The following is a 26,224-nucleotide window of genomic DNA, read 5'->3' as shown; positions in this document are numbered from 1 at the left end:
CAGTGCCGGGGCATTAAGTGGTTCGCTGGCCAGTAATCGCTAGGGATTGCTGACTAGGCAGATAAGTTCGTCGATTTGTCAGTCAAAGTCCGGCAACTCCTGCGTAGGTTCAGCGCCCTAATGACACAGGAACCTGATTGAGCATGGAAAAGGAGATTTAAGGAAAGTATTGGCAATAAAAGATAATTTATGTCATTCGTTAAAATGCAATGCGAAAGTTAAAAATATTAGACAACGATTTAGTGTTGGCCACTTAACGTAACGACCTTGCTGTTTTACAACGAAGTTGGCCGTATTGGATTGCTATATGTAATGAACGGGTCATTTAATAAAGCACTTCCAATACGGCCTAGCCATTGATGGCTACTTTGCCAAGTAGGTGTTAGCCCGCTTTCTTGTTAACAAGCGTTTCAGCCAGTTGGGTGAGCTTATCATCGGTACTTTTTTCTTCTTTAAGCGTTTCAGCTAGAAGGTTTTTCGCTTCGGTAAAGCCTAACTGCTCGGCAAGCGCACAGAGTGTGCCGTAAGTGGCTATTTCATAATGCTCCACTTTTTGCGCAGCGCCAATCAGACCAGCATCACGCACCGGACCTTTTTCGGTCGCATCAATCAGTTCCTGGCCCTCTTCGATCAGGCCCTCCATTGCATGGCACTTCATGCGCTTGATACGGATATCGGGAAGGCTGTCGGCTACCTTTTCAAGTCTTTCCAACTGGCCTTGAGTTTCTTCCAGGTGATGTTTGAACGCCTCAGCCAGTTGAGGGTCATCAGCTGCCCGAGCCAGTTTGGGTAATGCCTTTGTAATTTGCTTTTCAGCATTATTTGTATCAGAAAGAAGGTGGGTGAAAAGCTCCTTGGCGTTTTTAATAACCATCGTGTTACTCCTGCTTGATTAATAAAAGGATCATCCGTAATAAACGTCTTCAGCCCTTTAAAGCTAGCAGGGAATTTACACAGGACAAATTTATGTAAGTTAAGCTTCTAGGGCAGGCGCCATTTGTTCATTTACTTATTACTGAAATAAGCAAATGAAACTTGATTAAGGTTAATATTAATCAGTATATAAAGAGTAGCAGAAAGTTATAAGATACCCATAAGCAGCTGAAGAGCAATGAAAAACATCATGAGGGCTACAACGATATCAATCAGACGCCAAGTAAGCGGGCGGGCAAGCCAGGGAGCAAGACTGGCGCCACCCAAGGCCAGAGCGCTGAACCATATAAGCGAGCCGCTGGTAGCCCCCAAGGCGTAGACGCCAGGCATCGGCTGCTGGGCACCGAGTGAGCCAATCAACAATACGGTATCCAGGTAGACATGGGGGTTAAGCAGCGTGACAGCCAGCGCGGCCAGCAGCACGGCGCTTAACGAGCGGGACGAGGTGCTGGTAGCTTGAAGTGCTTGAGGGCGGCAGACGCGATATAACGCCTGGCTGCCATACCAAAGTAAAAACGCAATACCGCCCCAACGTGCAATGGCAAGCAGAAAGGGGCTTTGGGTTAATATACTTGCCAGACCAAATACACCCGCAGTTATTAGCGTCGCATCACATAGAATACATAGTAACGCGACCGCTACATGATGCTCGCGTCGCAAGCTTTGCGATAAAACGAAAGCGTTTTGTGCGCCAATCGCCATGATTAATCCAATGGCCATGAGCAGGCCATTGCTATAACTTTGCCACATTCTTTCGCTCCCTATAAATAGCTTTTCAATGAGCGTTACGCCGCTCAAGAGAAACGCAGTTTGCTAGAATCAACTTCATAAGAAAAACGAATACTCCTGATGCCCTATAAGGAAAACTGCTTGCTCGACTATAAATTGTTGGCGGCCCTGGCCGCCGTGGTAGAACAGGGCGGTTTTGAGCGTGCTGCGAATATACTGGGGCTATCCCAGTCGGCGGTATCGCAGCGGGTCAAACTGTTAGAAGCGCGTATTGGCCAGCCGGTGTTAGTGCGCGCAACGCCACCCGCTCCCACCGAAATAGGCCGTCGGTTGCTGAACCATGTACAGCAGGTGCGCTTACTCGAGCGTGATCTCACGCGCCAAGTGCCCGCATTGGATGACGCGGTGCCGGAGCGCCTGCGCCTGGCAATTAATGCAGACAGTCTAGCCACCTGGTGGCCCTCGGCGGTGAGTGGTTTTTGCACCCATCAAAATGTATTGCTGGAGCTGGTCGTCGAGGATCAGGAGGTCGGATTAAAACGTATGCGGGCAGGGGAGGTGGCAGGGTGCGTATGTGCTGCCGAGCGCCCTGTCGCAGGGGCCAATAGTGTGGCCTTAGGGGCCATGCCGTATCTGGCGGTAGCCAGTCCGGCCTTTATGGCGCGCTGTTTTTTTGACGGCATTAATGAAACCTTACTGCCCCAGGCGCCTGCCGTTGTATTTGGCGAAGATGACCAACTTCAGCACCGCTATTTAGCGGAGCTGGGTATAACAGGCAGCTTTGCCTATCACCTGTGCCCTTCATCTGAAGGCTTTGTACGTTTACTTGAAAGCGGGCTCGGCTGGGGGATGGTGCCGGAACTGCAGGTGCGTGATGAATTGGCTCAAGGCAAGCTGGTAGAGCTGATACCCGGGCGTGCCATCCATGTACCGCTTTACTGGCACTACTGGCGTAACGGCGGCCGCTTATTGATAGGTTTGACCCAGCACCTCCGCCGTGAAGCGCAAGCGGCACTAGTGCCGCTTTAAGGTATATAGCTAGGTTTAAAACACGGCACGTACGGCAATATAGAGCACCGAAGGGGCCAGTAGCGCGCCCAGGCCGGTGTAGAAGGTAGCCGTCATGGCGCCATAGGGCACAAGCTTGGGGTCGGTGGCGGCAAGCCCGGCGGCGACGCCGCTGGTGGTACCCATCAAACCGCCGAAGATCATCGCCGAACGAGGGTTGTCCAGGCCGATGTGCCGCGCGGCGACCGGGGTGAGAATCATCACCAGGATCGACTTGAACAGGCCGGCGGCAATCGAGAGCGCGATGATATCGGAAGGTGCACCAATCGAAGCGCCCGCGATGGGGCCAACGATATAGGTAACGGTACCGGCGCCGATGGTGGTCAGGGAAGCCGGGTCGCGATAGCCGAACGCGTAGGCCACGGCAACGCCTGCCACAAAGGACACGATCACCCCCAAAAACAGCGCAATAATGCCACTGATGCCTGCTTCACGAATTTCCTGAAAACGAACGCCATAGGCGGTGGCAATAATCGCCAGATCGCGCAGCATACCGCCGCCCATCAGGCCTAGTCCGGCAAACAGGCTGATATCGGCAAGCCCTTTACTGCCACCGGTATAAATACCGCCGAAATAAGCCAGTGCCAATCCCACCATAATGGCAATCGCCGAGCCGTGAACGCGCCCTTTGGTCAGTTTGTCGCTGACCAGATAGGAGATGTACATGGCACCGCCCACCAAGGCAAAAGCGGCGATCAGGTGCTGTTTTTCAAGTTGCGTAACCAATGATTCAATCATGATAGCGGCCTCTTGTTAGCGGGCATGACGCGCGCGAGCGCTGACATGAGAAGGCGATGAGGCGGTCAAGGATTTTTTAGCGCCTTGTGACGGTACGGGCACGATGCCCTTGGTTTCGCTGACTTTCTTTTCAGCTGGGTTGGCGCGGCCGAGCCGATTGAGAAAAGGGATCAGGGCAAAGCTTACGATGACCGCCAAAAGGGCTGCCAGCAGGGCAATCATGCCGCCATCAAACGCCGCCGCCACATCTTGACTTGCGGCCATGGCCACCACGATAGGAATATACATGCCATTCCAGAACTTGATGCCGTCTTCGGTACTGGCAGGCATCTTGTTCTTGTCCATCAGATAACCGCCCAGAAAAATCAGCATCAGCATTGCAATGCCCACGCCGCCTACGTTGGAGTCCACACCGAGCAGTATGCCTAACACATCACCGGCCCACAGGCCCACCAGCATGCAGCCGGCCAAAAGAGCAACACCGTAAATTACCATGGCAACCTTCCTGTATTATCGTTGTTGGAAGTGGTCTAGTTCGATGGTACGCCGCAGGCAGGCTCGTGCCTTGCCTGCGGCGCACGTTTGATCACGCGCTGGCAGTGGCCGGTTGTGTTTTGAAGGTATCCGTATAGGTACTGCGCAGCTGGTTCTTCTGCACCTTGCCCATGACGTTACGCGGCAGGGCATCGGCAAAGAAGACCCGCTTGGGCTGTTTATAGCGGGCGAGCTGATCTTTGAGTGCGGCCAGTACCTGGGCTTCCGTTACGCCTTTAGACGCAGCAGGTACCACCACTGCGACCACGCCTTCGCCAAGGTCGGTATGGGGCACGCCGATGACCGCAGACTCGACCACGCCCGGCAGCTCGTCGATCAACTGCTCTACCTCCTTGGGATAAACGTTATAGCCACCGGAGATCACCAGATCCTTGTCGCGACCCACTATATTCAGATAGCCATGTTCGTCAATAAGGCCCAGATCGCCAGTAATGAAAAAGCCGTCGTCGCGGAATTCGGCTTGGGTTTTTTCGGGCATGCGCCAGTAACCTTGAAACACGTTGGGCCCGCGCATCTCGACCATACCGGTTTCGCCCTGGGCAACTTCTTTACCACTTTCACGATCCGCAATACGTACTTCCACCCCGGGAAGCGGTAAGCCCACCGTGCCCGGGCGGCGCTTGCCGTCGTAGGGGTTGGAGGTGTTCATGTTGGTTTCGGTCATGCCGTAGCGCTCGAGGATGGCATGACCGGTACGTGCTTCGAACGCCTCGTGAGTCTCGGCCAGCAGCGGCGCCGAGCCGGAAATGAACAGGCGCATATTGGCAACCACCTCGCGGTTCAGGCGCTCGGAGGCAAGCAGGCGGGTATAGAAAGTGGGCACGCCCATCAGCACGGTAGCATGGGGCATGAGATCCAGCAGTTCGTCAACGTCCAGTTTGGGCAGGAACGTCATTGAAGCACCGTTGATCAACGTGATGTTGCATGCCACAAACAGACCGTGGGTATGGAAAATCGGCAGCGCGTGAATCAGATGGTCCTGCTCGGTATAGTGCCATGCCTCGCTCAGCGCCCGGCTGTTGGAAGCCAGGTTCTTATGGCTGAGCATGGCGCCCTTGGAACGTCCGGTAGTGCCGGAGGTATACAAAATCGCTGCCAGGTCGTCTTCGCCCACCTCACAGACCGTTTCCATTTCCTGGGCGCTTACGACTTTGTCCATCAAGCTGCCGTCGGCCTGAGTGCCAAGGCTTTCCACTTGGGCCACGCTGGACGCGCCCGCATTGTGTTTGGCCTCTGTAAGTACCTGTGGCCGACAGACGTAAAGGTGAGGCTCGGCATCTTGTAGAAAATAGCCAATTTCGCTGTCTGTATATGCCGTATTGAGCGGCAGATAGACCGCGCCTACCTGTAGGCAGGCAAGATACAGCATGACAATTTCAGGACTCTTATCAACTTGCACGGCAACCCGGTCGCCGGGGGAAACGCCCAATTCAAGCAAAACACTGGCCATTTTGCGGCTGGTAGCGAGCACGTCGGCATACCGGTAGCGTTGACCGTCCAGGGTATCCATCAATACCTTGTTGGGCTGGCGTTCAAAATGCGGGTAGAACTGCAGATAGAGATTATGGTTCATAACAATTCCTTATTATTTTACAAACGCAGTAACGACTAAGCGTTCGCTTCGGTACTAAAGTACTGGTCGGCCTGGCCTGCCAGGCGGCGAATATCATTGGCACATACCACGCTGTAATTGCGGGTGTAGGCTTCATGGTTTTGTTCAATACGATCAAGTTGATAGAGATAGTTGACCATCAGTCCGTGCGCTTGCTGCATGCCTTTGGATGAGATATCCCCCAGCCAGTTGAGCCGGTGGAGGCTGGCGCCGTTGCCTAGATGAAAACGCGCAACAGGATTGAGCGGCTGACCGCTGCGGTGCTTGGCCTCCACCAGGTAGTGAGCCGCCAGGCGCATGAATTCCTTGTGCACGGCGGCCGGAAGGCCACTGCTTTCGCCTGACTCGAGAAAGGTCTGCAGCGGTTGGGAAAGGGTTACTGACTGAGAGGTGCGCTGCTCGGCAAGCCAGTCGGCAAAGCCCGGTACCGGTGAAAGCGTGACGAAGTTCTTGAGCTGGGGAAGCTCGCGGCTTAGCTCCTGCACCACCTGCTTGATCAGAAAGTTGCCGAACGACACGCCCTTGAGTCCCGCCTGGCAGTTGCTGATGCTGTAAAACACTGCGGTATCGGCCTCATCCATGGGCACTTCTTCACCGTGCTCCAGAATGCGCTGAACGTTGTCGGGGATGCCTTTGCATAGCGCCACTTCCACAAAGATAAGCGGTTCATCTCCGGTCGCCGGGTGGAAAAAGGCATAGCAGCGACGATCTTCGGGGTCCAGCCGACGACGCAGGTCGCGCCAGTCGCTGATGGCATGCACTGCTTCGTATTGGATCAGCTTTTCCAGCACGGCAGCGGGTGTGTTCCAGTCAATGCTTTCCAGCACCAGAAAGCCCCGATTGAACCAGGAGTTGAATAAATGAGAAAAATCGCTATTCAGTGCGGCAAGATCAGGAGCATGACGCAGCTGCTTGAGCAAGTCGGCGCGCATTTTTACCAGCTCGAAGGTACCGCCTGGGCAAAGATTCAAGCGACGCAATAAATCCTGGCGGCGTGGTTCACAGGCATTGAACAGTTTCTCAAGCGCCGCGTTATCTTCAGACTCGCAGTAGGCCTGATAGGCGGCGTGAATGGCTTGCGGCTCGGCGGCATACTCATCGGCGAGCAGTTTGAAAAAGGCTTGGCGCTCTTCTGGTTCCAACTGCTGATAATGGGTCAGGGCGCGCTGTGCGGTCATTATCTGAGAGGCTTCCCCTCCACGTTGCATCAGTGTTTCGCAGGCGGAGGCGAGAGCATGCAGATGCGCATCGCTCCCTTGCACGGCGTTCGAGGCGTTGCCCAATAGGCGAGTACGTGTGCTGATGCTGGAGAGTAGTCCTTGAAGAAACGTCATGTTCATATTCATGCACATCGACCTCTGGATGGACGGTTCCCTAGCAGCGCACGCTTTATGATGCTAGAGAGATTTATCAGATGCGTTGTTATATATAACAAATAGAGGTTTACGATATATAGGTCAATAGATGCGGGTTAGACATAGGGTGAAGACGGCGCTGAAGGCGGCAATCGGGTGGGGCTACGTCAATAAGATTGAATGCAAGGACAGATAAAAAGGGCGGTATAGAAGGGCGGTATAGAATAAAGTTTAGGCGTTTTAGGCGGGCATTGAAGCTGCTGCACGCTCAGGCGGTGATGCAAACGGGTGTCGATGACGGGTTTGCATGCAGCAGCTCAAAAGACTTAAGTGGTTTACCGACGTTCAGTTATCACTCAGGGTCGCGATTAATGTTAAACGGCGACCATGCCTGACGTACGGGCATGATTTCCAATCGGTTGATATTGATATGCGCAGGCAGCGTGGCGAGATAGTAGAGCTGCTCGGCAATATCCTCGGCCTGCAACGGCGTGGTGCCGCGGTAAAGGGCGTCAGACGCCTCCTGATTGCCTTTGGTGCGCACCAGGGTGAACTCGGTTTCCGCCATGCCGGGGGCCAGATCGGTAACGCGTACGCCGGTGCCCAGCAAATCACAGCGCAGGTTATAGCTGAACTGCTGAACAAACGCCTTGGATGCGCCATACACATGGCCGCCAGGATAGGGCCATTGGCCCGCTACAGAGCCAAGATTAAGAATGCTGGCGCCTTCACCCTGCGCAAGCAGCAACGGAAGTGCTGCGTGGGTCACGTTCACCAGGCCCGTGATGTTGGTATCAATCATGGTATGCCAGTCTTTAAGATCGACCTTCTGCGCGGGTTCCGGGGCCAAGGCCAGACCTGCGTTGTTGATCAGGCAGGTGAGGGGTAAAAACTGTTCAGGCAGCTCGCCAAGTGCCTTGGTCACGGCATCACTATCGCGAACGTCCAGCGTCAGAGTGAGTACCGGCACTTGTTTGGAAAGCTCGCTTTCAAGCGCCTTCAGGCGCTCCTCCCGGCGACCGGTCAAGATCAACGACCAACCAGCCTTGGCAAAACGCATGGCGGCGGCCTTCCCAAAACCCGAAGTGGCGCCAGTAATTAAAACGCTAGGCATCGCGATGACTCCTGTGTGGTGGGCAAATAGCACAGCCCTAATGTAGCCTGTTTCGGCGTATTTAATGAAGGCTTAGTGACTATTTGCCCGGCACGGCTGGTGGCTATCCCAGCTGACGCCGCCAGCGGTTCTCAATGGTATCGAGCTCTGCTGGGCCATAATGTACGCTGCTCTTGCCTGCGTAATGTCCCCAAAGCTGATCGCCCAAATCGTAATGCCACCATTCGCTGGGGAGATTGGTGAATCCTTGCTCGCACATGGTGTGGTAGAGCAAACGGCGATGGTCACGAGCCTGGCGCTGGGCCGTTGTCAGGCTATCCAGTTGCTCAAAGTGATCTGTATGCGAGGCGGGCAGCGTTTCATCGAACAGGGTGCCCATATCAAGTGGCACGCCATCACGGTCACATAGGGTGACATCCACCGCGCCGCCCGTCAGATGAGGGCTTGGGGCGCTAGGGTCTTGGCTGGGTACCGACACAAACTCGCGGGTACGTGCTAAAAGGTCGCTCTCCGTCAGTTCGGGCTGGCGGTGCTGAATGGCTGCCTGAAGGGTCTCAAACAGATATTGCTGGACCCGCCATGGGCGCCAGCCGTCCAGCACAATCAGCCCAATATCGTCAGGCAGGCTGCATGCTGCGGCCACCAGCGCCCGGTAAACGCCTTCGCGTACGAAGCATTCGTTAACGGCGCCAGGGATTCCCAGCCGGGAATAGGCCGGAAACACCCGAATAGGTGCCGGTGCCAGACTCATGGGTAGCAGCCGTTCTCCATTGTCGATAATGGGCAGGCGACTGACGCTGTCCCATTGTGGAGCTGGGTGGCTGGGTATAGGCGACAAGGCCTTATCAGACGTCGAACATGCAGGCATTGTCTTATCCAAAAATAGAGGGCAACCAGAGCGCTAGTGCCGGGAAGAAAATAATCAGTAACAGCACCGCAATGGCGGTCAGTACGAATGGCCAGATGGTTTTGAACAGCGAGACGATCTCGAGCCGACTTACGGCGGCCGCCACGAACACACAGGCGCCCAAGGGCGGCGTAATCAAGGCGATCGTAATATTGAGCGTGATAATCACGCCTAGATGCACCGGGTCGATACCCGCCATCATGGCCACCGGGGCAAAGATCGGTGTGAGCAGCATCAGTGCCGATACTTCTTCCATGAACATGCCGGTCAGGAAAGTAATGGCGCTGAGTAACAGTAAAATAATAATAGCGTTGTCGATATGCGGTGAGAGCAGCGAGACAAACTGCGCCGGCACTTGGGCGTAGGAGAGCAGCCAGCTGATAGTCGCTGATGCCGCCATGATCAGGAAAATAGCGCACGTGAGTCGAGCAGTATCCACAATCGCCTTCCAGCAATGACGTAGGCGTAGACCACCTAACACTACACCGCATAGCGCCACATACAACGCCGTGAGAGCGCCCGACTCGGTGGGTGTTACAAACCCCAGTACAATCCCAGCCACAATAATAAACGGCGCGACCAGCGCGGGCGTGGCGGCCACAAACGCAACGGCTAGTTGTTTTAGGGTGGGCAGTTGTCCACTTTTGGGCAGTTGATGGCGCCAGGCGTACCAGGCATTCATGCCCATAAAGGCGACGCCCAGCAACAGGCCGGGGATAATGCCGGCAAGGAACAGGTCGCCGACCGAGGTATTAGTCAGTGAGGCATACAGAATCATGAAAATACTGGGCGGAATGATAGGCCCAATCAGCGAACTGCCTGCGGTCAAGCCTGCCGCAAACGCCCGTGAATAACCCTCTTTTTCCATGGCTGGTACCAACAGCGAGCCAAGTGCGGATGTATCGGCCACGGCCGAACCGTTAACGCCGGCAAAAAAAACGCTGGATACCACGTTGACATGCCCCATGCCGCCGCGAAGGTGACCGACAATAAGGCGCGCAAAGCCCATTAAGCGCTCGGTGAGACCACTTGCATTCATCAGGTTGCCCGCCAGAATAAACAGCGGAATGGCCATTAGGGAAAACACGTTGATACCACCAAAGAACTGCTGCGGTATCATGCGAGCGATCATCGCCGGGTCGACAAACATAAAGCCGACTAGCGCCGTAACCAAAAGCGAGATAAATAGCGGCAAACCGAGCAGCACATGTGCTAGAAAAACGCCCAGCATGGTGAGAATCATGCGACTTCCTCCACGGTTTTAAGCGGAGCTGGCCCGTACAGCAGGACATGCCAGGTGAGCAGGGCAAACCCTAGTGGCAGTGAAAGTAACGGCACCGAGCGGCTGATGCCCAGACCTGATGTGGTGAACATACTGACTGACAGCGCATAGCGATAGCTGACCCAGGCGCCGCCCAGGGCCAGAAACAGCGTAAGCAGCCACTGATATAGGTTTAACAGGCGGGCCAGTGGCACAGGCAAAAGCCGCTCCAGCAGGCCAATGCGCATATGCCCTCCTTCAGACCACACGGCACCCGCTGCCAGCATGACGGTGCCAATAATTAAAAAGCGTGACAGCTCATCGGTCCAGATAGGTGCGCCGCCAGCGATATAGCGCATAAATACGCCGTAAAGAATAGCGAGCGCATTAACGGACAGTAAAAGGCCTGCAAGAGTAAGGGTTACCGGACGACTGATCGCCAGCAGACGGTGGCGAAGGGTGGTCAGCATGATCGTATTCCCGAAAGCACGAATGGCAAGGGCCGACGTTAATCGGCCCTAATGATGGCGCATCAATCAGGGGCTGATTAGTGAGCCAGCTCTTCCACGCCAGCATCGTCAAGCGCCATATCAATCCATTTCTGCTCGATACCGCGCTCGGCCAGCCACTCAAGGTAGGCGGGTTGACCAATGCTGCGAAACGCTTCCAGCTCATCGTGGGAGGGGCGAATAACTTCCATACCCTGCGCTTCCAGGTAGTCAATACGCGACTCTACCTGAGATTCGTTGGTTTCACGGGCATTTTGGTTGGCCTCGGCAACCGCTTCCATAAACGCGTCGCGAAGCTCATCATCCCAGCTTGCAATCATCTCGCTATTGCCTACCAGGAACTGGTTGGAGTATTGGATATTGGCAAGCGTGAGGTACTTCTGCACTTCATATAGGCTGCCCAGAACGATATACATCGGCGGGTTCATCTGGCCGTTGGCAACGCCGGTACGTAGAGCCATGTAGGTTTCGGTCCAAGGAATGGGCGTGCCGGACGCACCGAAGGATTCATATAGCGCTACCTGGCTTGGGTCCATCGCCCGAAAGCGCAGGCCTTCAAAATCATCGGGATGGCTGATGGGGCGCTCATTATTGGTAAAGGCTAAAAAGCCGCCTTCTTCAACGACCGCCAACATCTCAACACCGGCACGCTCTTTTAGCGTATTACTCAGTTCCTGCCAGTACTTGCCTTCATCAAAGAAGGTGCGCGCTGTATCGAAGTCTTCAAACAGAAACGGAATGGCGCTTACGAACAGCTCTGCAACCAGTGGAGAAACGCCCGCGAACGAGGCCACATTGAGCATGGGCGTGTTCATGGTCTGTTCCATGCGGTCTTCTTCGCTGCCCAGCATGCTGTTGGGGAAAAGACGTAACTCGATTTCGTTATCCGTCTTTTCGGCAACCAGCTCTTTTAAGTTCGTGGCAAACACGTGGACTGCGTTCTTTTCTGCGTCCGGTGCACCGTTGTAGCTCAAATTGATGGTGGTTGCAGCGAAGGCGCTGCCCGCCACCAGGGCAGAACCAACCAGACAGGCACCGGTAAGTAATTTGGGCATAAAACGAGACGATAACATGAAGATCTCCTGACTTATTTTTCTAAAGGGCAGTTTTAAGGCACACCTGCTCATGGTTTTTATCATTACATTAGGAGACTATGCATTGAGGTGTTGACTATGCAATACCTAAAGCATTGCATTTACGACAACAGGCGTGGCGCGTTGGCAGAAAAGAAACGCATCCCTTGGTGCAAGTACTCAACGCAGGCGTGGGCAGCTACGGTAAGCTCCTGGCTTTTAAGGCTGACAATTTGCGCCCGTGCGCTATTCATTAGCGAATACTTCATCGGTAGCGTGGTAATTTCCTGGCGTTCGATTTCATCGATGATAGTGAGCTCGGGCATAAAGGTGACGCCAATCCCTGAGCGCACAAAATTCTTCAGCACGGCCACTGAGTTGGTATGAAGGCGCGCCTCAAGATGAATGCGCTCGTGTTGAGCCACCATATTGACCATTTGACGCATGCCAAAGGGGTTATCCATCAGGCCGAGCGGCCAGATGCGTAAATCGTTCAAGTTGATGGGACGGTGTAGCGCACATAAGGGATGACCGGGAGGAACAATCAGATCCAGCGGCTGGCAGGTCTCAACGTGGCAAACGAGCGCGGGATCAACGGGCGGCGCATAAAGTAGCCCCAGTTCTACCTCACGGTCTTTCAGCAAGGATATGGCTTCGTTAACGCCGGCCATGCGAATCTCAACGTTGATACCACTGAACGTCGACATGAAATCGCCTAAAGGTTTGGCGATCAAGTCGGCGATAAACCCTTCGCCCACGGCGATCCGCACATCTCCGCGCGCCAGCCCCTGAAGCTCCATCAACTGCGACAGCACGGCCTCTTCCTGAGCCCGCTGGGTATGAAAGTGGTGGACCAGAAGCTGCCCGGCCTGAGTGGCGCGCATGCCACCCCCGTGGCGCTCACACAACTTTATGTTCAGTTCCTCCTCCAGCGCTTTGATCTGGCGGCTAAGGGCTGAAGCATCGACATCCAGATGTGCCGCCGCCCGACGCAGCGATCCACGCCGGAGCACTTCGTTAAGATACGTCAAAGCGCGCTGGTTGAGCATAAGCTGATGGCCATAAAGGAAAATATTTAATGATATGCCAAGCAGCTTATCAAATACCACGCAAGTCAAAAGCGCAAACAGCGTAGAAAAACGTGATGCCAGTAGGCAAAGAGAGCACCGAGCATTTGCTTTGCCCACCGCTGTGTTTTAGCCGACAATGCAAAACCACACGACTGTCGAGCTGAGGGCCTTGCATGCAGACAAATGGATTTTTTGACACGGTAGGGGCCACTATTGGCGATGTAATTCGTACGATGGTCGAGTTTCTGCTGGCCATTTTTACCAACTTCTTCGGCGCATTGGAGGAATTTGTCGATGGGTTAAGCCGCTCGCTGGGGATCAATGCTTCTTTTTTCAGTATCTTGGTGCTGGTTATCGGGCTTTGCTTGTTGTGGGGAGGTGTAAAAGCACTACTACGTGGGGCGCTGTTCGGGGCTATTTTCCGAATTGTGCTGGCGCTATTTATCCTTTCCTGGCTAATTATGTAATCAGTCTATCAATAGCGGCATATAATTAAGCGTGCTAAGTAATTGTATTTATAGTGTTAATTCACGCCTGTAGCTGAGGCGTGAACCCAATTCATAACGCTATGACCATTTATCATTTGCCTATTTGGTGCAATTTGCCATTCTTTTGCACTTCTTTAGTGCAAAGTGAACGAGATGAAGACTTATCTTGGCAAAATGCGTGGCGAGTCGATCCAGCGTAACAGGGTAGGCTGGCAAGATGCCGTGTGGTCCTGGGTGGGTGCTTTTACCGGCATGGCGGTCATCTGCTGGTTAAGCGCCTTCTGGCTTTCCCAGCAGCTACTGATTGTGGGCTCATTTGGGGCAACGTCCGTCCTTATTTATGCCGCCCCTGAAAGCCCATTTGCCCAACCCAGCCATGTACTGTTTGGCAGCGTGCTGTCGGCTTGCATAGGCGTAGGCTGCTACCAGCTTTTGGGGGCAACACCGATTTCCATGGCGCTTTCGGTTTCTCTGTCAATTCTGGTGATGCAGCTCACGCATACAGTACACCCACCGGGCGCGGCGGCAGCCTTGATTGCTGTAGGCGGCGGGACTAGCGTGCATCAATTGGGATGGTGGTATCCGCTATTGCCTATTGGCATGGGCTGCGTGGTCATGCTGATAATCGCCATTCTGGTCAACAACCTGGCACGGCACCGTCGCTACCCACGCTACTGGTGACACTCCGCCAGCATGTTTAAAGGCGATGTAGCTGCTGTTCCAAAGCAAAGATATGCGCATCGTCGACCTGCAGATCACGCAGCGCGCTCGCCAGATTGGTCAGATAATCGCGGTTCGGGCCGCTAGGCCCAACGGCACTGGCAATCTGGAGAGCCATAGCGTCAAGGGGAGCCGGGCCTAAAAAGGCTGGGTTATCTTCGGTTGCCATATAGACAAGCCCTTGCGCTTGGCTGCCGTCGGCAAAGTGCATGGGTGTGATTTCACGCAGGTAGCCATTTTTCTCGCGATGGTCCAGCGGGGCGAGAGTATCGGGGGTAATGCGGTAGGCCATGCCGTGGCAAATGGCGCCCTCCACGGGCGTAAGCGTGACCACCCGGCCTGGGGCGCTTAGCGTGCCGCGATGGTCGTGAGAGCCCTGCCAAAAACGGCGCTCCCAGCCGGTAATGTAGGCGCTGCGCCTTTCCAGATACGCAAAATCCGCTTTCCAGATCAGTGATCCGTACCCGAAGACCCAGATATCGGCGCTATCATCGAAGTGGTTACGCTGCTGGTTAATGGCCGTGGTATCAATCAACATGGGCAAGGCAAATGTGGCTTAAAAGGCCATGGTAACATGCTAAGGCATACTCTTCTGGAGCGATCATGCGCGCTATTTTTCTCGTCGATAACGGCTCATTACGTCCGGCGGCCACGCTAAATTTACGTCGAGTGGCGGCCGCGCTCAGCCAGCAAACAGGTGAAATGGTACAGGCTGCGTCACTACTCCACTCCAATAAAATCCCCGCTGACCAGCTTGAGGGTACACCCGCGCTGACCTTTGGCCCTGCTGCTGAGCGCAGCGCTGAGCAAGGGGCCACCGAGATTATCGTGGTGCCATTCTTTTTTGGCCCGAGCAAAGCCTTGACCGGCTACCTACCCGAACGGATGGTTGCACTGCAGGCAAAATTTCCAGGCGTTAACGTGCGTGTAGCTCAGCCCCTGGTAGACGAGCTGGGGGGGAACGACCTGCGCCTTGCCCGCCTGTTGGCCGATAATGTACGCGAGCAGCTCACCGGTGAGCGGCCTCGCGTTGCCCTGGTGGACCACGGCAGCCCCATCCCCGAAGTAACGGCCGTTCGCAATCGGCTGGCCGGGCAGTTGAGTGTTCTGCTGGAAGAGGAGGTCGTCTGTGTAGCAGCGGCATCCATGGAGCGTCGTGAGGGCGATGAATACCGCTTTAACGAGCCGCTGTTGGAAAATCTGCTGGGTAATCCAGAGTTTTATGCTGGGCCGGTGGTGTTGGCCATGCTGTTTCTCTCACCAGGCCGCCACGCAGGCGAAGGCGGTGATATCGATGGGATTTGCCGCGCGGCGGAAAAGCGCCATTCAACTCTTAAAGTAATAACCACGAAACTCGTCGGCGAACACGACGGGGTCGTTGATATCTTGCATTCCCGGCTACGCCAAGCGATTGATGACGAACGCTTTCTACTCGACCTGCCAGCATCCGGCGATGCGCAACGCTAGGCGATAGGTGTAACAACGCTCAAGAGCGCGTAGAATCGCGGGCCTTTGCACGCGCACTTTATACGCTAACCAGGGCCCACATCTTGATCGCAACCGCCAATATCACCATGCAGTTCGGGGCCAAGCCCCTGTTTGAAAACGTTTCCGTCAAATTCAATAACGGCAATCGCTACGGTCTGATTGGCGCCAACGGTTGCGGCAAATCGACCTTTATGAAGATTCTGGGCGGCGAGCTTGAGCCGTCATCGGGTCAGGTCATGCTGGATAGTAGCACGCGGCTGGGGAAGCTGCGTCAGGATCAGTTCGCTTATGAAAATGAGCGAGTAATCGACACTGTGATCATGGGCAATACCGAGCTTTGGAAGGTGGCCGCTGAGCGCGAACGCATCTATAGCTTGCCGGAAATGAGCGAAGAGGACGGCATGGCGGTCGCTGACCTTGAAGTACGCTTTGCCGAACTCGATGGCTATACCGCCGAATCCCGCGCGGGTGAGCTTCTGCTGGGTCTGGGCATTCCCATCGAGCAGCATACCGGGCCGATGAGTGAAGTGGCCCCAGGCTGGAAACTGCGTGTGCTCTTGGCCCAGGCGCTGTTTTCCGACCCTGATGTACTGCTGCTCGACGAGCCGACCAACCACCTGGATATCAACACCATCCGCTGGCTTGAAGATATCCTGACCGCGCGCAGCAGCACCATGATCATCATTTCCCACGACCGCCACTTCCTGAACAGCGTGTGCACCCACATGGCGGATCTGGACTACGGCGAGATTACTCTGTTCCCGGGTAACTATGACGACTACATGACGGCGGCTACCGCTGCACGTGAGCGTCAGCATGCCGATAACGCCAAGAAAAAAGCCCAGATTGCCGAGCTCCAGCAATTTGTCAGCCGTTTCTCGGCAAACGCCTCGAAAGCCAAGCAGGCGACTTCGCGTGCGCGCCAGATCGACAAGATCAAGCTTGAAGACATTAAGCCCTCAAGTCGTGTTAGCCCGTTTATCCGCTTTGATCAAAACAAGAAGATTCACCGTAACGCGGTGAATGTTGATGCCATTACCAAGGGCTACGACGGCGCGCCGCTGTTCGAGCGGTTTTCCATGACGGTTGAAGCCGGTGAGCGTATCGCCATCATCGGCCCCAACGGCATCGGCAAGACGACCCTGCTGAAAACGCTGGCGGGTGATCTACGCCCGGATAAAGGCGAAGTGAAATGGACCGACGCGGCCGAGCTTGGCGTGTTTGCCCAGGATCATGCCGACGACTTTGCCGTTGATGCCACGCTGTTCGAGTGGATGGCGCAGTGGACCCAGGGAGGCGAGCAGGTGGTGCGTGGAGCGCTTGGCCGAATGCTGTTCTCAAGTGACGACATCGGTAAATCAGTCAAAGTGATTTCCGGAGGCGAGCAGGGGCGTATGTTATTCGGTAAGTTAACGCTCACTAACCCCAACGTGCTGCTGATGGACGAGCCAACTAACCACTTGGATATGGAATCCATTGAGGCGCTTAACCTGGCGCTGGAAAATTACCCGGGCACGCTGCTGTTTGTCAGCCACGACCGCGAGTTTGTCTCCAGTCTGGCCACACGCATCATTGATATGCAGCCTGACGGCATTGTCGATTTCAGCGGCAGTTACGATGACTATCTGCGCAGCCAAGGGGTGGCGTAACACTCAGCCGATAATCTGGGTGTAGGTGTCTTCCGTGGCATTTTGATGCTGGGTATCCAGCACGTCGGCGTTAAATAGCGTTGCCGCCTCTTTGGCAAGTGCCACAAAGGCAATCATCTGTTGATTGCGGCGTTTGTGTAGGGGCGGTTTGACGATCAGGCTGATGCCTTTGATTTCTTCATCGGCGCTTTCGTTTCTGTACAGATCGGGGAGCTCGCCAGGCAGGAAAGCGTTGGCAATCGTAATCGGGTTAGCAGGCTGTTGGCCCGCCACCAGAAACACTTTTTTAAGCGGATCGTAGTCGGCCTTGATCTTTTGAAGCCACTGAGTAAGCGTTTGCTCGGTGGCCTGCCCCGGTTCAGCAAAAATGATAAATAAAGAGTGCTGGGAAACCTTGGCGGCAGGTGGGGTTGTTACAGGCGTCTCGATGGGTGGCTCAACAACACTGGCAGATAGCGGCGCTAATTTAGCCGCTCTATTTTTTGCTCGCCGCCGTCGCCATGGAATAATGATGTAGACGAATATTGCTGTCGCTAATCCCCCGAATACCAACGATATTAATGCCAACATTAAAATGGCAGTCGTACGATCCATATTCTTAAAATCCTTTTTAATTCTTGACTCAGTGTTACTTTACCGTAGAGCTACCGCTTTCGATGCCAGCGGCACCCACAGCCAGTAAGGCACCAACAGCGAGAGCGTTTACCTGGCACGATATCGGCCAACGTAATGCCTATCTGCCGACGGCCGAGAATAGCTAGGAGCATGCCGCTATTGCCATCAGCAGATACAATAAGCTCCAGGCGATGGGAAACGCGATATCTGATGGAGTCCAAAAAGGCTTTTATAGGTTGCAGTACCTTTTTTTCGGGCGAAATTTCATGCCCGTGCTGGCTGCAAGCCCGATAAGGCCCAGCGAAATTAAAAACGCTACTGGTGAATGCAACCTACCATCTCTGCATTTTGCAACGTACTAGGCTACCAGTCTTTACTTTTATCAAAGCACAAAAAAAGCACTACCGGAGTAGTGCTTTTCGATCAGTAAACTGCCAAACGGCAGCTAGGCTTAGCCCATGCGGTCATACCCGTTATCCATGAACGGATAGTCGGTGTAGCCCTTTTCATCACCGCCGTAGAAGGTGTCATGGTTGGGTTCGTTGAGCGACGCGTTGACGCGAAAACGCTCGGCCAGGTCCGGATTAGCGATATACGGGCGGCCAAAGGCGATAACGTCCGCTGTCTTATCCTTGATACGGGCCTCGGCATGCTCGGCATCGTAGTTACCGCAGTAGATCAGGCAGCCGTTAAAGCGCTCGCGCATCTGCTCGCGGAAACCGTTGGGGAATTGAATGTCGCCACCGGCCCAATTGGGCTCGTTCAGATGCAGGTAGGCAAGGCCGCGCTTGGAAAGCTGCTCCGCCATGTAGAAGGCCATCTCTTTCGGCTCATCATCGGTCAAGCCGAACAGTTCGATAAAGGGCGTCATGCGAATACCCACGCGGTCGGCGCCAAATACCTCGATAACGGCATCAACTACTTCCAGCGGGAAGCGGGCACGATTCTCGATTGACCCACCGTATTGGTCGGTGCGCTGGTTGGTGCCCGTTGCCAAAAACTGGTTGAGCAGATAAGCGTTGGCAGCGTGCACTTCCACCATATCGAAACCGGCACGCTTGGCGCGGATGGCGGCCTGGCGATAGTCGTCCACGATGCCGGGAATCTCATCGGTTTCAAGCGCGCGGGGCGTGCTGGTAGGGTGCTGGCCTGCCGTGCCGTCTTCAAACTCGACAAAACATTGGGCACCTTCGCCCTTCAGCGCGCTGGGTGCGACCGGCTGTTCACCATTGGGTTGAACCATTTCATGGGAAACGCGCCCAACGTGCCATAGCTGCAGGGCAATACGCCCGCCCTTGGCGTGAACCGCATTCACGACGCCTTGCCAGCCAGCTTCCTGCTCATCGGTCCAGATACCTGGTGTATACACATAACCGCGAGCGGTGGGTGAAATATTGGTCGCTTCGCTGATGATCAGCCCAGCACCTGCGCGTTGCCCATAGTAGGCCTCTTGCATTTTACCTGGCACGCTGTCCGGGGTGCGCGAGCGGGTCAGCGGCGCCATGATAATGCGGTTAGGAATAGACAGGCTGCCCAGTTCCAGCGATTGAAAAAGCGTTTCAAATGCCATTCAGCTAACTCCTCTTATGCGATTGGATCACGATGAAGTGGAGAATAGACCAGTTTACTACTATGCGCCAACCAACTGAGTATCAACCGTCACAGTATAAGCAGTGTTTCTCTTTATCGGTTTCTATGAGACCGCTAGGCGCAAACTAAAACCCCACCTGGAAAACAAGGCGGGGGCAGGTAGTGCATGGAAGACCATTTATTCACGTTGCCAGGGCCAGCGCCGTCTGGCAGGGGTATCGACTTGTCCAATGGCGCTGGTAAGCGGCAACATGATAGCGGCTAGCTGGCGATAGCAGACAGCGCTGCTGAGAACGCCAGGGCACTGTTTAAGGAGCAGCTCGCATTGTTGGGAAGCCAGGAATATCTGCTCAGCTGCCTGAGGGGTTAACAGCGGCTTGGCCTCTTGGCTGCAACGGTTTAACTCGCGCGCAAGCATTGAAAGCATCGTGGTATCCAGCCAGCAGGGCAGCGGGTCGTCCCGGCGGACAGCAATGGAGTGCTGAACCGCTTCAAACGAGGTTCGCAGAAACACAAGAGTCTGGCGAAGCTGCCGCTGCTCACTGGTCATTGGCTATCCTGCTGATTGTCACTAAAAGAAATTGGTTCTCATTACCATCTTTGTGACGATAGCCTCGGCCAATCGCAGTGTCAATAGAAAAGCTATGGATGTTTACGCACATCAAAAGCCAAGAAAGCAACCCTCAATAGATAAGCAGTACTATCCCTTGTATGAAATAGAAAACCCCAATGCCCGTAACGATCCAGCGCGTCCAGGTACGAAAATTGGCATCGGTCAGGCGGTGTAAAATACGCGTACCGGTTTGGGTACCCAAAATGGCAAAGGGGGCTGCCAGCAGTACCATGCCCCACTCTCCAGTGCTAAGCGAAAGTGCTGCGCCCAGGTAGAAAAGAATTTTAATGCTATGGGCAACCACTTGGATCATCGCCTTGGTGGCCACGACCTGCCGGCGGTCCATTTGCGAGCGTACAAAAAAGATATCGATCAGTGGTCCGGATACACCAGCGGCAATGGTTAGCCCGCCAGAAGCCATACCGCAGCACAGCGCGTGGCTTTTGCGATTAGCATCAAGATGAAACCAGCGCTTGGGCATCCACACCAAAATCGGCATCAGGCCAATCAGGATCGAGACGGTGGCCGCATTGGGGCTGTAATTGAACAGTAGTAGTAGCCCTGCCGCACTCAGCACGCCCAACGTCATAAATGCAACGATCCGCCAGACAATAAACCGCCGCGACAGCCACGCGCGCGACCCGTTGGCGGTGAGCTGGATAACCCCATGCACGGCCATGGCAGTGCCTGCCGGAAATAGCAGAAGCAGAAACCACAGCAGCACCAGACCGCCTGCCATCCCAAAGATGCCTGAAAGCATAGAAGTCAAAAAGACAATAAAGACAAACGCTGAACCGATGAGTAGTGACATGTTAGGACTTCTTAGCTACGACAAAAGGGCCATACCTGATAGAAACGGCGGCATTGAAATTCGGCTTCACAGGCATTGAGCTGGGCTTGATAGCGGTTCGAGCGAGCGGCTATTTGTCTCGCTGCGTTTATCACATGGGGCTTATTCCGGTACGTGCCGCGCCGGTATCCGCCAGCGCCTTCGTGGTAGGCGTAGTAGAGATGCTCGGGGTTGGTTAACGAAATGCCGGCCTGCTGCTGGGAGCGAGAGTTATACCAGCCGATAAAATCGGTGGCGTGTTTCATGCTGGTGCGCCTGGCAAAAAAACTGCCCGCCTGATCACGATATTCTCCCCATACGGGGTCCTGCGCCTGGGCATAACCTTTTGCCGAAGAGGGGCGGGGGCCAGGGATAAAGCCTAGATAGTACTTACGATCCGGGCGGATATGGCTTCTAAAGGAGGATTCCTGCTGAATAAACGCCATTTGCGTGGCAATCGGCGTACCCCACTTTTTTTGAGAATCCCGTGCGTAGTCGTACCAGGTGGGCTGTTCACGGAAAATTTCGCAAATATTGCTTTGATCCTGAGGTGGGTTAGGGGCAAAAGTGGCGCACCCTGAGAGTAATAGGACAGCGCTGATTAACCCCCACGTACGCAGTGTCATAAACCACGACAAGTATCTCGTGGGAAAACTATCAACAGGGCAAAGCATGACGAGTTCCTTGTGGATAAAAGTGCCGTCACCGATATTTTATACCGAGTAAAATCAGTTTCTTGTTGACCGCTAGCGTAACAGGTTTTCAAGGCAGCGGCGTAGCCGCTGAGCCTCACGGGCCAGCGTCTCACCGGAAAGCATACCTACCCCCATTACCAGGCCCGAGCGCGGGTCATGTTCTGCACATACCGGACTTAGCGGGCGTACGATCAAGTGCTCTTTAAGTAGCGCCTGGGCAAGTTGAACATCGTTGATGTGTGGCGCAAATTCGATGCACAGGCTAATGGCACTGCTTGGCGGCGAGATGCGCTTTACAAAGGGAAGGGCACGCAGCTGGTCATGCATCACCTGTTGACGGCCTAGGTAGTCTCGCTGAATACGTCGGCACCAGGCATCAAGGTCACCGTCGAAAATAAATTGTGCAAGCACGGCCTGGTCCAGCATGCGCCCCTCACGAAACAGCTCGCTGCGCAGTCGGTTGATGGGCCCGGATAGTTGGCGGGGCACCACCAGGTACCCCAATCGCAGTCCGGGGAACATCATCTTGGAAAAAGAGCCGACCAGTAAGTGATGTCCGGATTCTGGATCAAACAGCAGATTCGAATGGTCATTGCGGTTGAACTCGTAGTCATCTTCAACAATGTAGGCAGGCGCCAGGGCATCGCACAGGCGCTGCTTATCATGAAGGCGGGTGGGTACGCTGAGCGGGTAGTGGTGGGAGCCGGTCAGATACGCCAACTGAACGGGGGCTGATGAGGCGGGCAAGGTATGGCCGTGATCGGGGTGCCAAGGCAACATCTCAATGTTCATCCCCGTGGCGGTAAATACATTGCGCGCGCCCCAGTAGCAGGGCGACTCCATGGCAACCGTATCGCCTACATCCGCAAGTGCCATGGCGCAAAGCTCAAGGCCGTTATGGGTGCCATCGGTAATGATGATCTGCTCGGTATCGCAGCGGATATTGCGCCAACGCTCAAGAAAATCGCGTATGGCTCGCTTTAATGGCCCATAGCCGCCGGTCGAGTAGGAGAGCAGCAGCGCGTTTTGCGGCACTGTCACGCTGGCATAAAGCTGTCGCCATTTACGCATCGGAAACTGGGCGATATCTGGAATGCCCGGTACAAAGGCCCCGCTCTGAATCAGGCTGGCACCTGGCCCTTGCAATACTTTCTGTGCGCGTTTGGAAAGCGGACGGTTATAAGGTGGGGCGGGGGTGATGGAAGGTTTGCTGGTCCAGGTGCCTTGGCCATGCGCCGTTTTAAGCAAGCCTTCTTCAAGCAGTGTGCTAATCGCCAGCGCCAAGGTCTGGCGTGCTACTCCTAGTGCTTGTGCCAATACTCGATGAGAAGGCAAGCGTAGCCCGACGGGCCACTGCTGAGTAATGGCAGAACGCAGTGCTTGTTCAATACGGACCTGCTTGCTTAGCCGTTCAGGTTGGAGTGCATAAAGATGTCCAAGTTGGTGCAAAACCAGCTCACGGTTCATGCAAAGCTCCCTTTTACTTAACTGAAGGTGCTAACAGCGCGAACTGTCAGGCAATTATCAATACATTGTTCGCACAACATTGGTGCATTGAAAAAGTGGTCTAGTTAAACAGGAAAGTGGTGCATACGCGTTCTACCTTCAGCCTGCTAGCGTGTCTAAATGCCCTATAAAGGGATAAGGATACTGCGCCATAGAGCGCCAATGACAACATCCAATAACCTGCAGGATACTTTGCCATGAGCACTCCCTCCTCTGAACAAGATAAACTCGTCCGGGTACTGGCCCGTGGCGATGTACTCGCCCTCGCGTTTGGGGCCATGATCGGCTGGGGCTGGATCGTACTTACCGGAACTGCCATCCAATCCGCTGGCAGCCTGGGCGCTATTCTAGCCTTTATTGTGGGCGGTTTAGCCATTGTAATGGTGGGCCTTACTTACGCCGAACTCGCCTCCGCCATGCCCAAGGTAGGCGGTGAGCACGTCTACAGCTACCGCGCGCTGGGCCATTTACCCTCCTTTTTATGTACCTGGGCGATCATTCTCGGCTACTTGAGCGTGGTTGCTTTTGAAGCCGTTGCACTGCCTACGGTTATCGAACACTTGGCACCTAACTACGCCGTCGGGCACCTGTGGACCATCGCCGGCTGGGAAGTAAAAGCTACCTGGGTGGCCGTAGGTGTAGGCGGCTCGTTGGTCATGATGCTGATCAACTATTTTGGGGTGACCACCGCGGCACTGCTGCAAAAGGTGGTAACCGGCCTGATTCTGCTGGTCGGCGTTATGTTTGTGACAGGTTCCCTGTTTGAGGGTGAAGCTATCAACATGATGCCGCTTTTTGCCCATGGCGATAACGGCACCATGGCTGGGATCATTGCGGTGTTGGTCATGGTACCTTTCCTGTTTGTGGGCTTTGACGTTATTCCCCAGGCCGCAGAAGAGATCAATCTGCCTTATAAGGCCATTGGTAAGGTGTTGATGCTCTCGGTCATTCTGGCGGTAGTGTGGTACGCGCTGATCATTCTGGCCACCAGCTTGGCACTTAACAGCACCGAGCTTGCTGCGAGTTCCTTGAGCGTGCCGGACGCCATGGGCGCGCTGTTCAACGCTTCCTGGGCCAGCAATCTGATGGTCATGGCGGGTATCGCAGGCATTATTACCAGCTGGAATGCGTTCTACATTGGCGGTTCGCGGGCCATTTATGCCTTGGCTAAAGCCGGCATGTTACCTGCCCCGTTTGGCAAGCTGCATCCGCGCTATAAAACGCCCACCAACGCTATCTTCCTGATGGGCTTTCTTTCCTGCATCGCGCCATTCTTTGGGCGCCCGGCGTTGGTGTGGATCGTTAACGCCGGTGGTCTGGGTATCGTGATTGCCTACCTGTTTGTAGCGATCTCATTTGTGGTGCTACGCGTGCGCGAACCGGATATGCCCCGTCCGTTCCGCATTCGCCACGGCAAGCTGTGCGGCACCCTGGCGATCGTTCTCTCTTTTGGTATGGCCTGCCTTTACCTGCCGGGAAGCCCCGCAGCACTAAGTACCGCGGAATGGAGCATCTTTGCCGGTTGGTCGGTGCTGGGCATTGCACTTTATATCCACGCACTGCGCACCTACGGCCGCGCCTATAGCGACCAGCACATGATGGCGGATCTGTAAGCCATCCTACGAGCCTATGAGCCTGAGATAGAGGAGCATTGTATGAGCTTTATCGAACAGTGGTTGTACGAAGCCGTCCCCGCACTGATCGGCAGCGAATGGCGTACCGGTCAGCAAACCTTTGCCGTGGACAACCCCGCAACCGGCGAAACTATTGCCCGCGTGGCAGAGCTTGGCGCAGAAGATACCCGCGATGCCGTGACCGCTGCCTACAACGCTGGCGTTGCCTGGCGCGCCACGCCGGTCAAACAACGCTCGGCTCTGCTGCGCCGCTGGTTTGAACTAATCATTGAGCACGCCGACGACCTTGCCCGACTGATGACCTTGGAGCAGGGCAAGCCGCTGGCGGAAGCCAAAGGCGAAGTCACCTACGGTGCCTCGTTTATCGAATTTTTTGCTGAAGAAGCCAAGCGCATGGCGGGGGAAACCCTGCCTAGCCACGGCGCCGACAAGCGCCTTTTAGTGCTGCGCGAGCCGGTAGGGGTAGTCGCCGCTATTACGCCGTGGAACTTCCCGTTGGCGATGATTACCCGCAAGTGCGCTCCGGCACTTGCCGCAGGCTGCACTGTGGTCATCAAACCCGCCGAAGCCACGCCGCTTACCGCATTAGCTGCTGCTTACCTGGCGCTGGAAGCGGGCCTGCCGGCGGGTACTATCAACGTGGTGACCGCCTCGAAACCGGCGGACGTGGGCGAGGTGCTGACTACTGATCCACGCGTACGCAAGGTGTCGTTTACCGGCTCCACGCCGGTGGGCAAGCGCCTGCTTGCCCAGTGTGCGAGCACCGTCAAGAAAACTGCCATGGAGCTGGGTGGCAACGCGCCGTTCATCGTGTTTGATGATGCCGATGTGGACGCTGCCGTGGATGGCGCAATTGCCTCCAAATTCCGCAACGCCGGGCAAACCTGTGTATGTACCAACCGCTTTCTGGTACAGGACGGCATTTACGATGCGTTTGTCAGTAAGCTCACCGAGCGGGTGAAAGCACTGAAGGTGGGTGATGGCCTGGCGGACGGTAGCGTGATTGGCCCGCTGATCAATCAGGCTGCGGTCGATAAAGTACAACGCCATGTGGATGACGCCATGAGCCACGGTGCTCGTCTTGTGTGTGGTGGCAAGCCCCACGCCGCCGGTGAACGCTTCTTCACGCCCACCGTACTTGCTGATGTCACTACCGCCATGGCCGTGGCAGATGAAGAGACCTTCGGCCCAGTTGCGCCTGTGTTCCGTTTCAAGCAGGACGAAGAGGCCATCCAGATGGCCAACGATACGCCGTTTGGTTTGGCGGCCTACTTCTACGCCACCGACTATCGCCGCATCTGGCGCACCATGGAAGCGCTTGAGTACGGCATGGTCGGCGTGAATGAAGGACTGATTTCCACTGAGCTGGCTCCGTTCGGCGGCGTGAAGGAGTCCGGCCTTGGCCGCGAAGGCTCCCACCACGGTCTTGATGAATTTACTGAATTGAAATATGTCTGCGTCGGCGGTCTATAA

General features: G+C 55.0%; 26 protein-coding genes and 1 pseudogene. 7 read left to right on the top strand and 20 right to left on the bottom strand.

Translation table 11 applies throughout. The features are described 5' to 3' along the window. Window positions 1-382: 382 nt before the first annotated feature. Both ELY38_RS06345 and ELY38_RS06340 read right to left on the bottom strand, forming a co-directional pair. Window positions 383-874, bottom strand: a complete 492-nt coding sequence (locus ELY38_RS06345) for a YciE/YciF ferroxidase family protein (RefSeq protein WP_127060664.1) — start codon at window positions 872-874, stop codon at window positions 383-385. 206 nt (window positions 875-1,080) lie between these two features. Beyond that, a complete protein-coding gene (locus ELY38_RS06340; RefSeq protein ID WP_127060663.1) occupies window positions 1,081-1,683 on the bottom strand; it encodes a LysE/ArgO family amino acid transporter in 603 nt (200 codons plus the stop codon). Window positions 1,684-1,803: 120 nt separating this feature from the next. On the opposite strand from ELY38_RS06340, the gene ELY38_RS06335 reads away from it, so the two are divergent. Next, complete coding sequence (locus tag ELY38_RS06335) at window positions 1,804-2,691, top strand: LysR family transcriptional regulator ArgP (RefSeq protein ID WP_127060662.1); 888 nt, start codon at window positions 1,804-1,806, stop codon at window positions 2,689-2,691. A gap of 15 nt (window positions 2,692-2,706) precedes the next feature. Here ELY38_RS06335 and madM read toward each other — a convergent pair whose 3' ends face one another. From madM to ELY38_RS06285, 10 genes are all read right to left on the bottom strand, one after another. Next, window positions 2,707-3,468, bottom strand: a complete 762-nt coding sequence (gene madM, locus ELY38_RS06330; RefSeq protein WP_127060661.1) for a malonate transporter subunit MadM — start codon at window positions 3,466-3,468, stop codon at window positions 2,707-2,709. Between the two features lie 15 nt (window positions 3,469-3,483). Further along, window positions 3,484-3,963, bottom strand: coding sequence for a malonate transporter subunit MadL (gene madL, locus ELY38_RS06325; protein WP_127060660.1), 480 nt, complete (start codon window positions 3,961-3,963; stop codon window positions 3,484-3,486). Between the two features lie 91 nt (window positions 3,964-4,054). Then, window positions 4,055-5,596 carry a malonate--CoA ligase gene (locus ELY38_RS06320; protein ID WP_127060659.1) on the bottom strand — a complete coding sequence of 514 codons (1,542 nt, stop codon included), beginning with the start codon at window positions 5,594-5,596 and terminating at the stop codon, window positions 4,055-4,057. A gap of 35 nt (window positions 5,597-5,631) precedes the next feature. After that, the gene (locus ELY38_RS06315; RefSeq protein ID WP_185858926.1) at window positions 5,632-6,975 is read right to left on the bottom strand and encodes a malonyl-CoA decarboxylase; all 1,344 of its coding nucleotides are present in this window, start codon (window positions 6,973-6,975) and stop codon (window positions 5,632-5,634) included. A 367-nt stretch (window positions 6,976-7,342) separates the two neighbouring features. After that, the gene (locus ELY38_RS06310; protein ID WP_127060657.1) at window positions 7,343-8,104 is read right to left on the bottom strand and encodes an SDR family NAD(P)-dependent oxidoreductase; all 762 of its coding nucleotides are present in this window, start codon (window positions 8,102-8,104) and stop codon (window positions 7,343-7,345) included. A gap of 103 nt (window positions 8,105-8,207) precedes the next feature. Beyond that, window positions 8,208-8,972: a M15 family metallopeptidase gene (locus tag ELY38_RS06305; RefSeq protein WP_185858919.1), complete on the bottom strand. Its 765-nt coding sequence runs from the start codon at window positions 8,970-8,972 to the stop codon at window positions 8,208-8,210. Window positions 8,973-8,976: 4 nt separating this feature from the next. After that, on the bottom strand, window positions 8,977-10,254 hold the full coding sequence (locus ELY38_RS06300) for a TRAP transporter large permease (protein ID WP_127060656.1): 1,278 nt from the start codon (window positions 10,252-10,254) through the stop codon (window positions 8,977-8,979). Then, on the bottom strand, window positions 10,251-10,742 hold the full coding sequence (locus ELY38_RS06295) for a TRAP transporter small permease (protein ID WP_127060655.1): 492 nt from the start codon (window positions 10,740-10,742) through the stop codon (window positions 10,251-10,253). Before ELY38_RS06295 ends, ELY38_RS06300 begins: the two co-directional genes overlap by 4 nt. Before the next feature lie 77 nt (window positions 10,743-10,819). Beyond that, window positions 10,820-11,854 carry a TRAP transporter substrate-binding protein DctP gene (dctP, locus tag ELY38_RS06290; protein WP_127060654.1) on the bottom strand — a complete coding sequence of 345 codons (1,035 nt, stop codon included), beginning with the start codon at window positions 11,852-11,854 and terminating at the stop codon, window positions 10,820-10,822. 122 nt (window positions 11,855-11,976) lie between these two features. Beyond that, window positions 11,977-12,903, bottom strand: coding sequence for a LysR family transcriptional regulator (locus ELY38_RS06285; protein WP_127060653.1), 927 nt, complete (start codon window positions 12,901-12,903; stop codon window positions 11,977-11,979). Between the two features lie 194 nt (window positions 12,904-13,097). Between ELY38_RS06285 and ELY38_RS06280 the strand changes: the two genes are divergently transcribed. Further along, window positions 13,098-13,391, top strand: a complete 294-nt coding sequence (locus ELY38_RS06280; RefSeq protein WP_127060652.1) for a hypothetical protein — start codon at window positions 13,098-13,100, stop codon at window positions 13,389-13,391. Between the two features lie 174 nt (window positions 13,392-13,565). Next, window positions 13,566-14,093, top strand: a complete 528-nt coding sequence (locus tag ELY38_RS06275; RefSeq protein ID WP_127060651.1) for an HPP family protein — start codon at window positions 13,566-13,568, stop codon at window positions 14,091-14,093. A 16-nt stretch (window positions 14,094-14,109) separates the two neighbouring features. Here ELY38_RS06275 and ELY38_RS06270 read toward each other — a convergent pair whose 3' ends face one another. After that, on the bottom strand, window positions 14,110-14,670 hold the full coding sequence (locus tag ELY38_RS06270; RefSeq protein ID WP_127060650.1) for a gamma-glutamylcyclotransferase: 561 nt from the start codon (window positions 14,668-14,670) through the stop codon (window positions 14,110-14,112). Between the two features lie 65 nt (window positions 14,671-14,735). On the opposite strand from ELY38_RS06270, the gene ELY38_RS06265 reads away from it, so the two are divergent. Together ELY38_RS06265 and ELY38_RS06260 are read left to right on the top strand one after the other, a co-directional pair. Continuing rightward, window positions 14,736-15,599 (top strand): sirohydrochlorin chelatase, encoded by an 864-nt coding sequence (locus ELY38_RS06265; protein WP_127060649.1) that lies wholly within the window; start codon window positions 14,736-14,738, stop codon window positions 15,597-15,599. A gap of 83 nt (window positions 15,600-15,682) precedes the next feature. Continuing rightward, window positions 15,683-17,269 carry an ABC-F family ATPase gene (locus ELY38_RS06260; RefSeq protein WP_127060648.1) on the top strand — a complete coding sequence of 529 codons (1,587 nt, stop codon included), beginning with the start codon at window positions 15,683-15,685 and terminating at the stop codon, window positions 17,267-17,269. 3 nt (window positions 17,270-17,272) lie between these two features. Here ELY38_RS06260 and ELY38_RS06255 read toward each other — a convergent pair whose 3' ends face one another. The 7 genes and pseudogenes from ELY38_RS06255 to ELY38_RS06225 form a co-directional block, all read right to left on the bottom strand. Next, entirely contained in the window at window positions 17,273-17,863 is a 591-nt protein-coding gene (locus ELY38_RS06255; protein WP_127060647.1) for a cell division protein ZipA C-terminal FtsZ-binding domain-containing protein, read from the bottom strand. A gap of 163 nt (window positions 17,864-18,026) precedes the next feature. Then, window positions 18,027-18,101, bottom strand: a pseudogene (locus ELY38_RS19325) (sensory protein TspO); the annotation flags it as partial. Window positions 18,102-18,335: 234 nt separating this feature from the next. After that, window positions 18,336-19,454 (bottom strand): alkene reductase, encoded by a 1,119-nt coding sequence (locus tag ELY38_RS06245; RefSeq protein WP_127060646.1) that lies wholly within the window; start codon window positions 19,452-19,454, stop codon window positions 18,336-18,338. A gap of 198 nt (window positions 19,455-19,652) precedes the next feature. Continuing rightward, a complete protein-coding gene (locus ELY38_RS06240; protein WP_127060645.1) occupies window positions 19,653-20,024 on the bottom strand; it encodes a hypothetical protein in 372 nt (123 codons plus the stop codon). Between the two features lie 133 nt (window positions 20,025-20,157). After that, window positions 20,158-20,898, bottom strand: coding sequence for a sulfite exporter TauE/SafE family protein (locus ELY38_RS06235; RefSeq protein WP_127060644.1), 741 nt, complete (start codon window positions 20,896-20,898; stop codon window positions 20,158-20,160). A gap of 11 nt (window positions 20,899-20,909) precedes the next feature. Continuing rightward, window positions 20,910-21,590: a transglycosylase SLT domain-containing protein gene (locus ELY38_RS06230; protein ID WP_222845110.1), complete on the bottom strand. Its 681-nt coding sequence runs from the start codon at window positions 21,588-21,590 to the stop codon at window positions 20,910-20,912. A 72-nt stretch (window positions 21,591-21,662) separates the two neighbouring features. Beyond that, window positions 21,663-23,078: an aminotransferase-like domain-containing protein gene (locus ELY38_RS06225; protein WP_127060642.1), complete on the bottom strand. Its 1,416-nt coding sequence runs from the start codon at window positions 23,076-23,078 to the stop codon at window positions 21,663-21,665. A gap of 236 nt (window positions 23,079-23,314) precedes the next feature. Between ELY38_RS06225 and ELY38_RS06220 the strand changes: the two genes are divergently transcribed. Both ELY38_RS06220 and ELY38_RS06215 read left to right on the top strand, forming a co-directional pair. Beyond that, on the top strand, window positions 23,315-24,730 hold the full coding sequence (locus tag ELY38_RS06220; RefSeq protein WP_127060641.1) for an APC family permease: 1,416 nt from the start codon (window positions 23,315-23,317) through the stop codon (window positions 24,728-24,730). 42 nt (window positions 24,731-24,772) lie between these two features. Further along, the gene (locus tag ELY38_RS06215) at window positions 24,773-26,224 is read left to right on the top strand and encodes an NAD-dependent succinate-semialdehyde dehydrogenase (RefSeq protein WP_127060640.1); all 1,452 of its coding nucleotides are present in this window, start codon (window positions 24,773-24,775) and stop codon (window positions 26,222-26,224) included.

Origin of the sequence: Vreelandella nanhaiensis, from assembly GCF_003990185.1 — a bacterium.
In the GTDB taxonomy this organism is placed as follows: Bacteria; Pseudomonadota; Gammaproteobacteria; order Pseudomonadales; family Halomonadaceae; genus Vreelandella; species Vreelandella nanhaiensis.
This window is presented reverse-complemented; position numbering and strand designations above follow the sequence as displayed.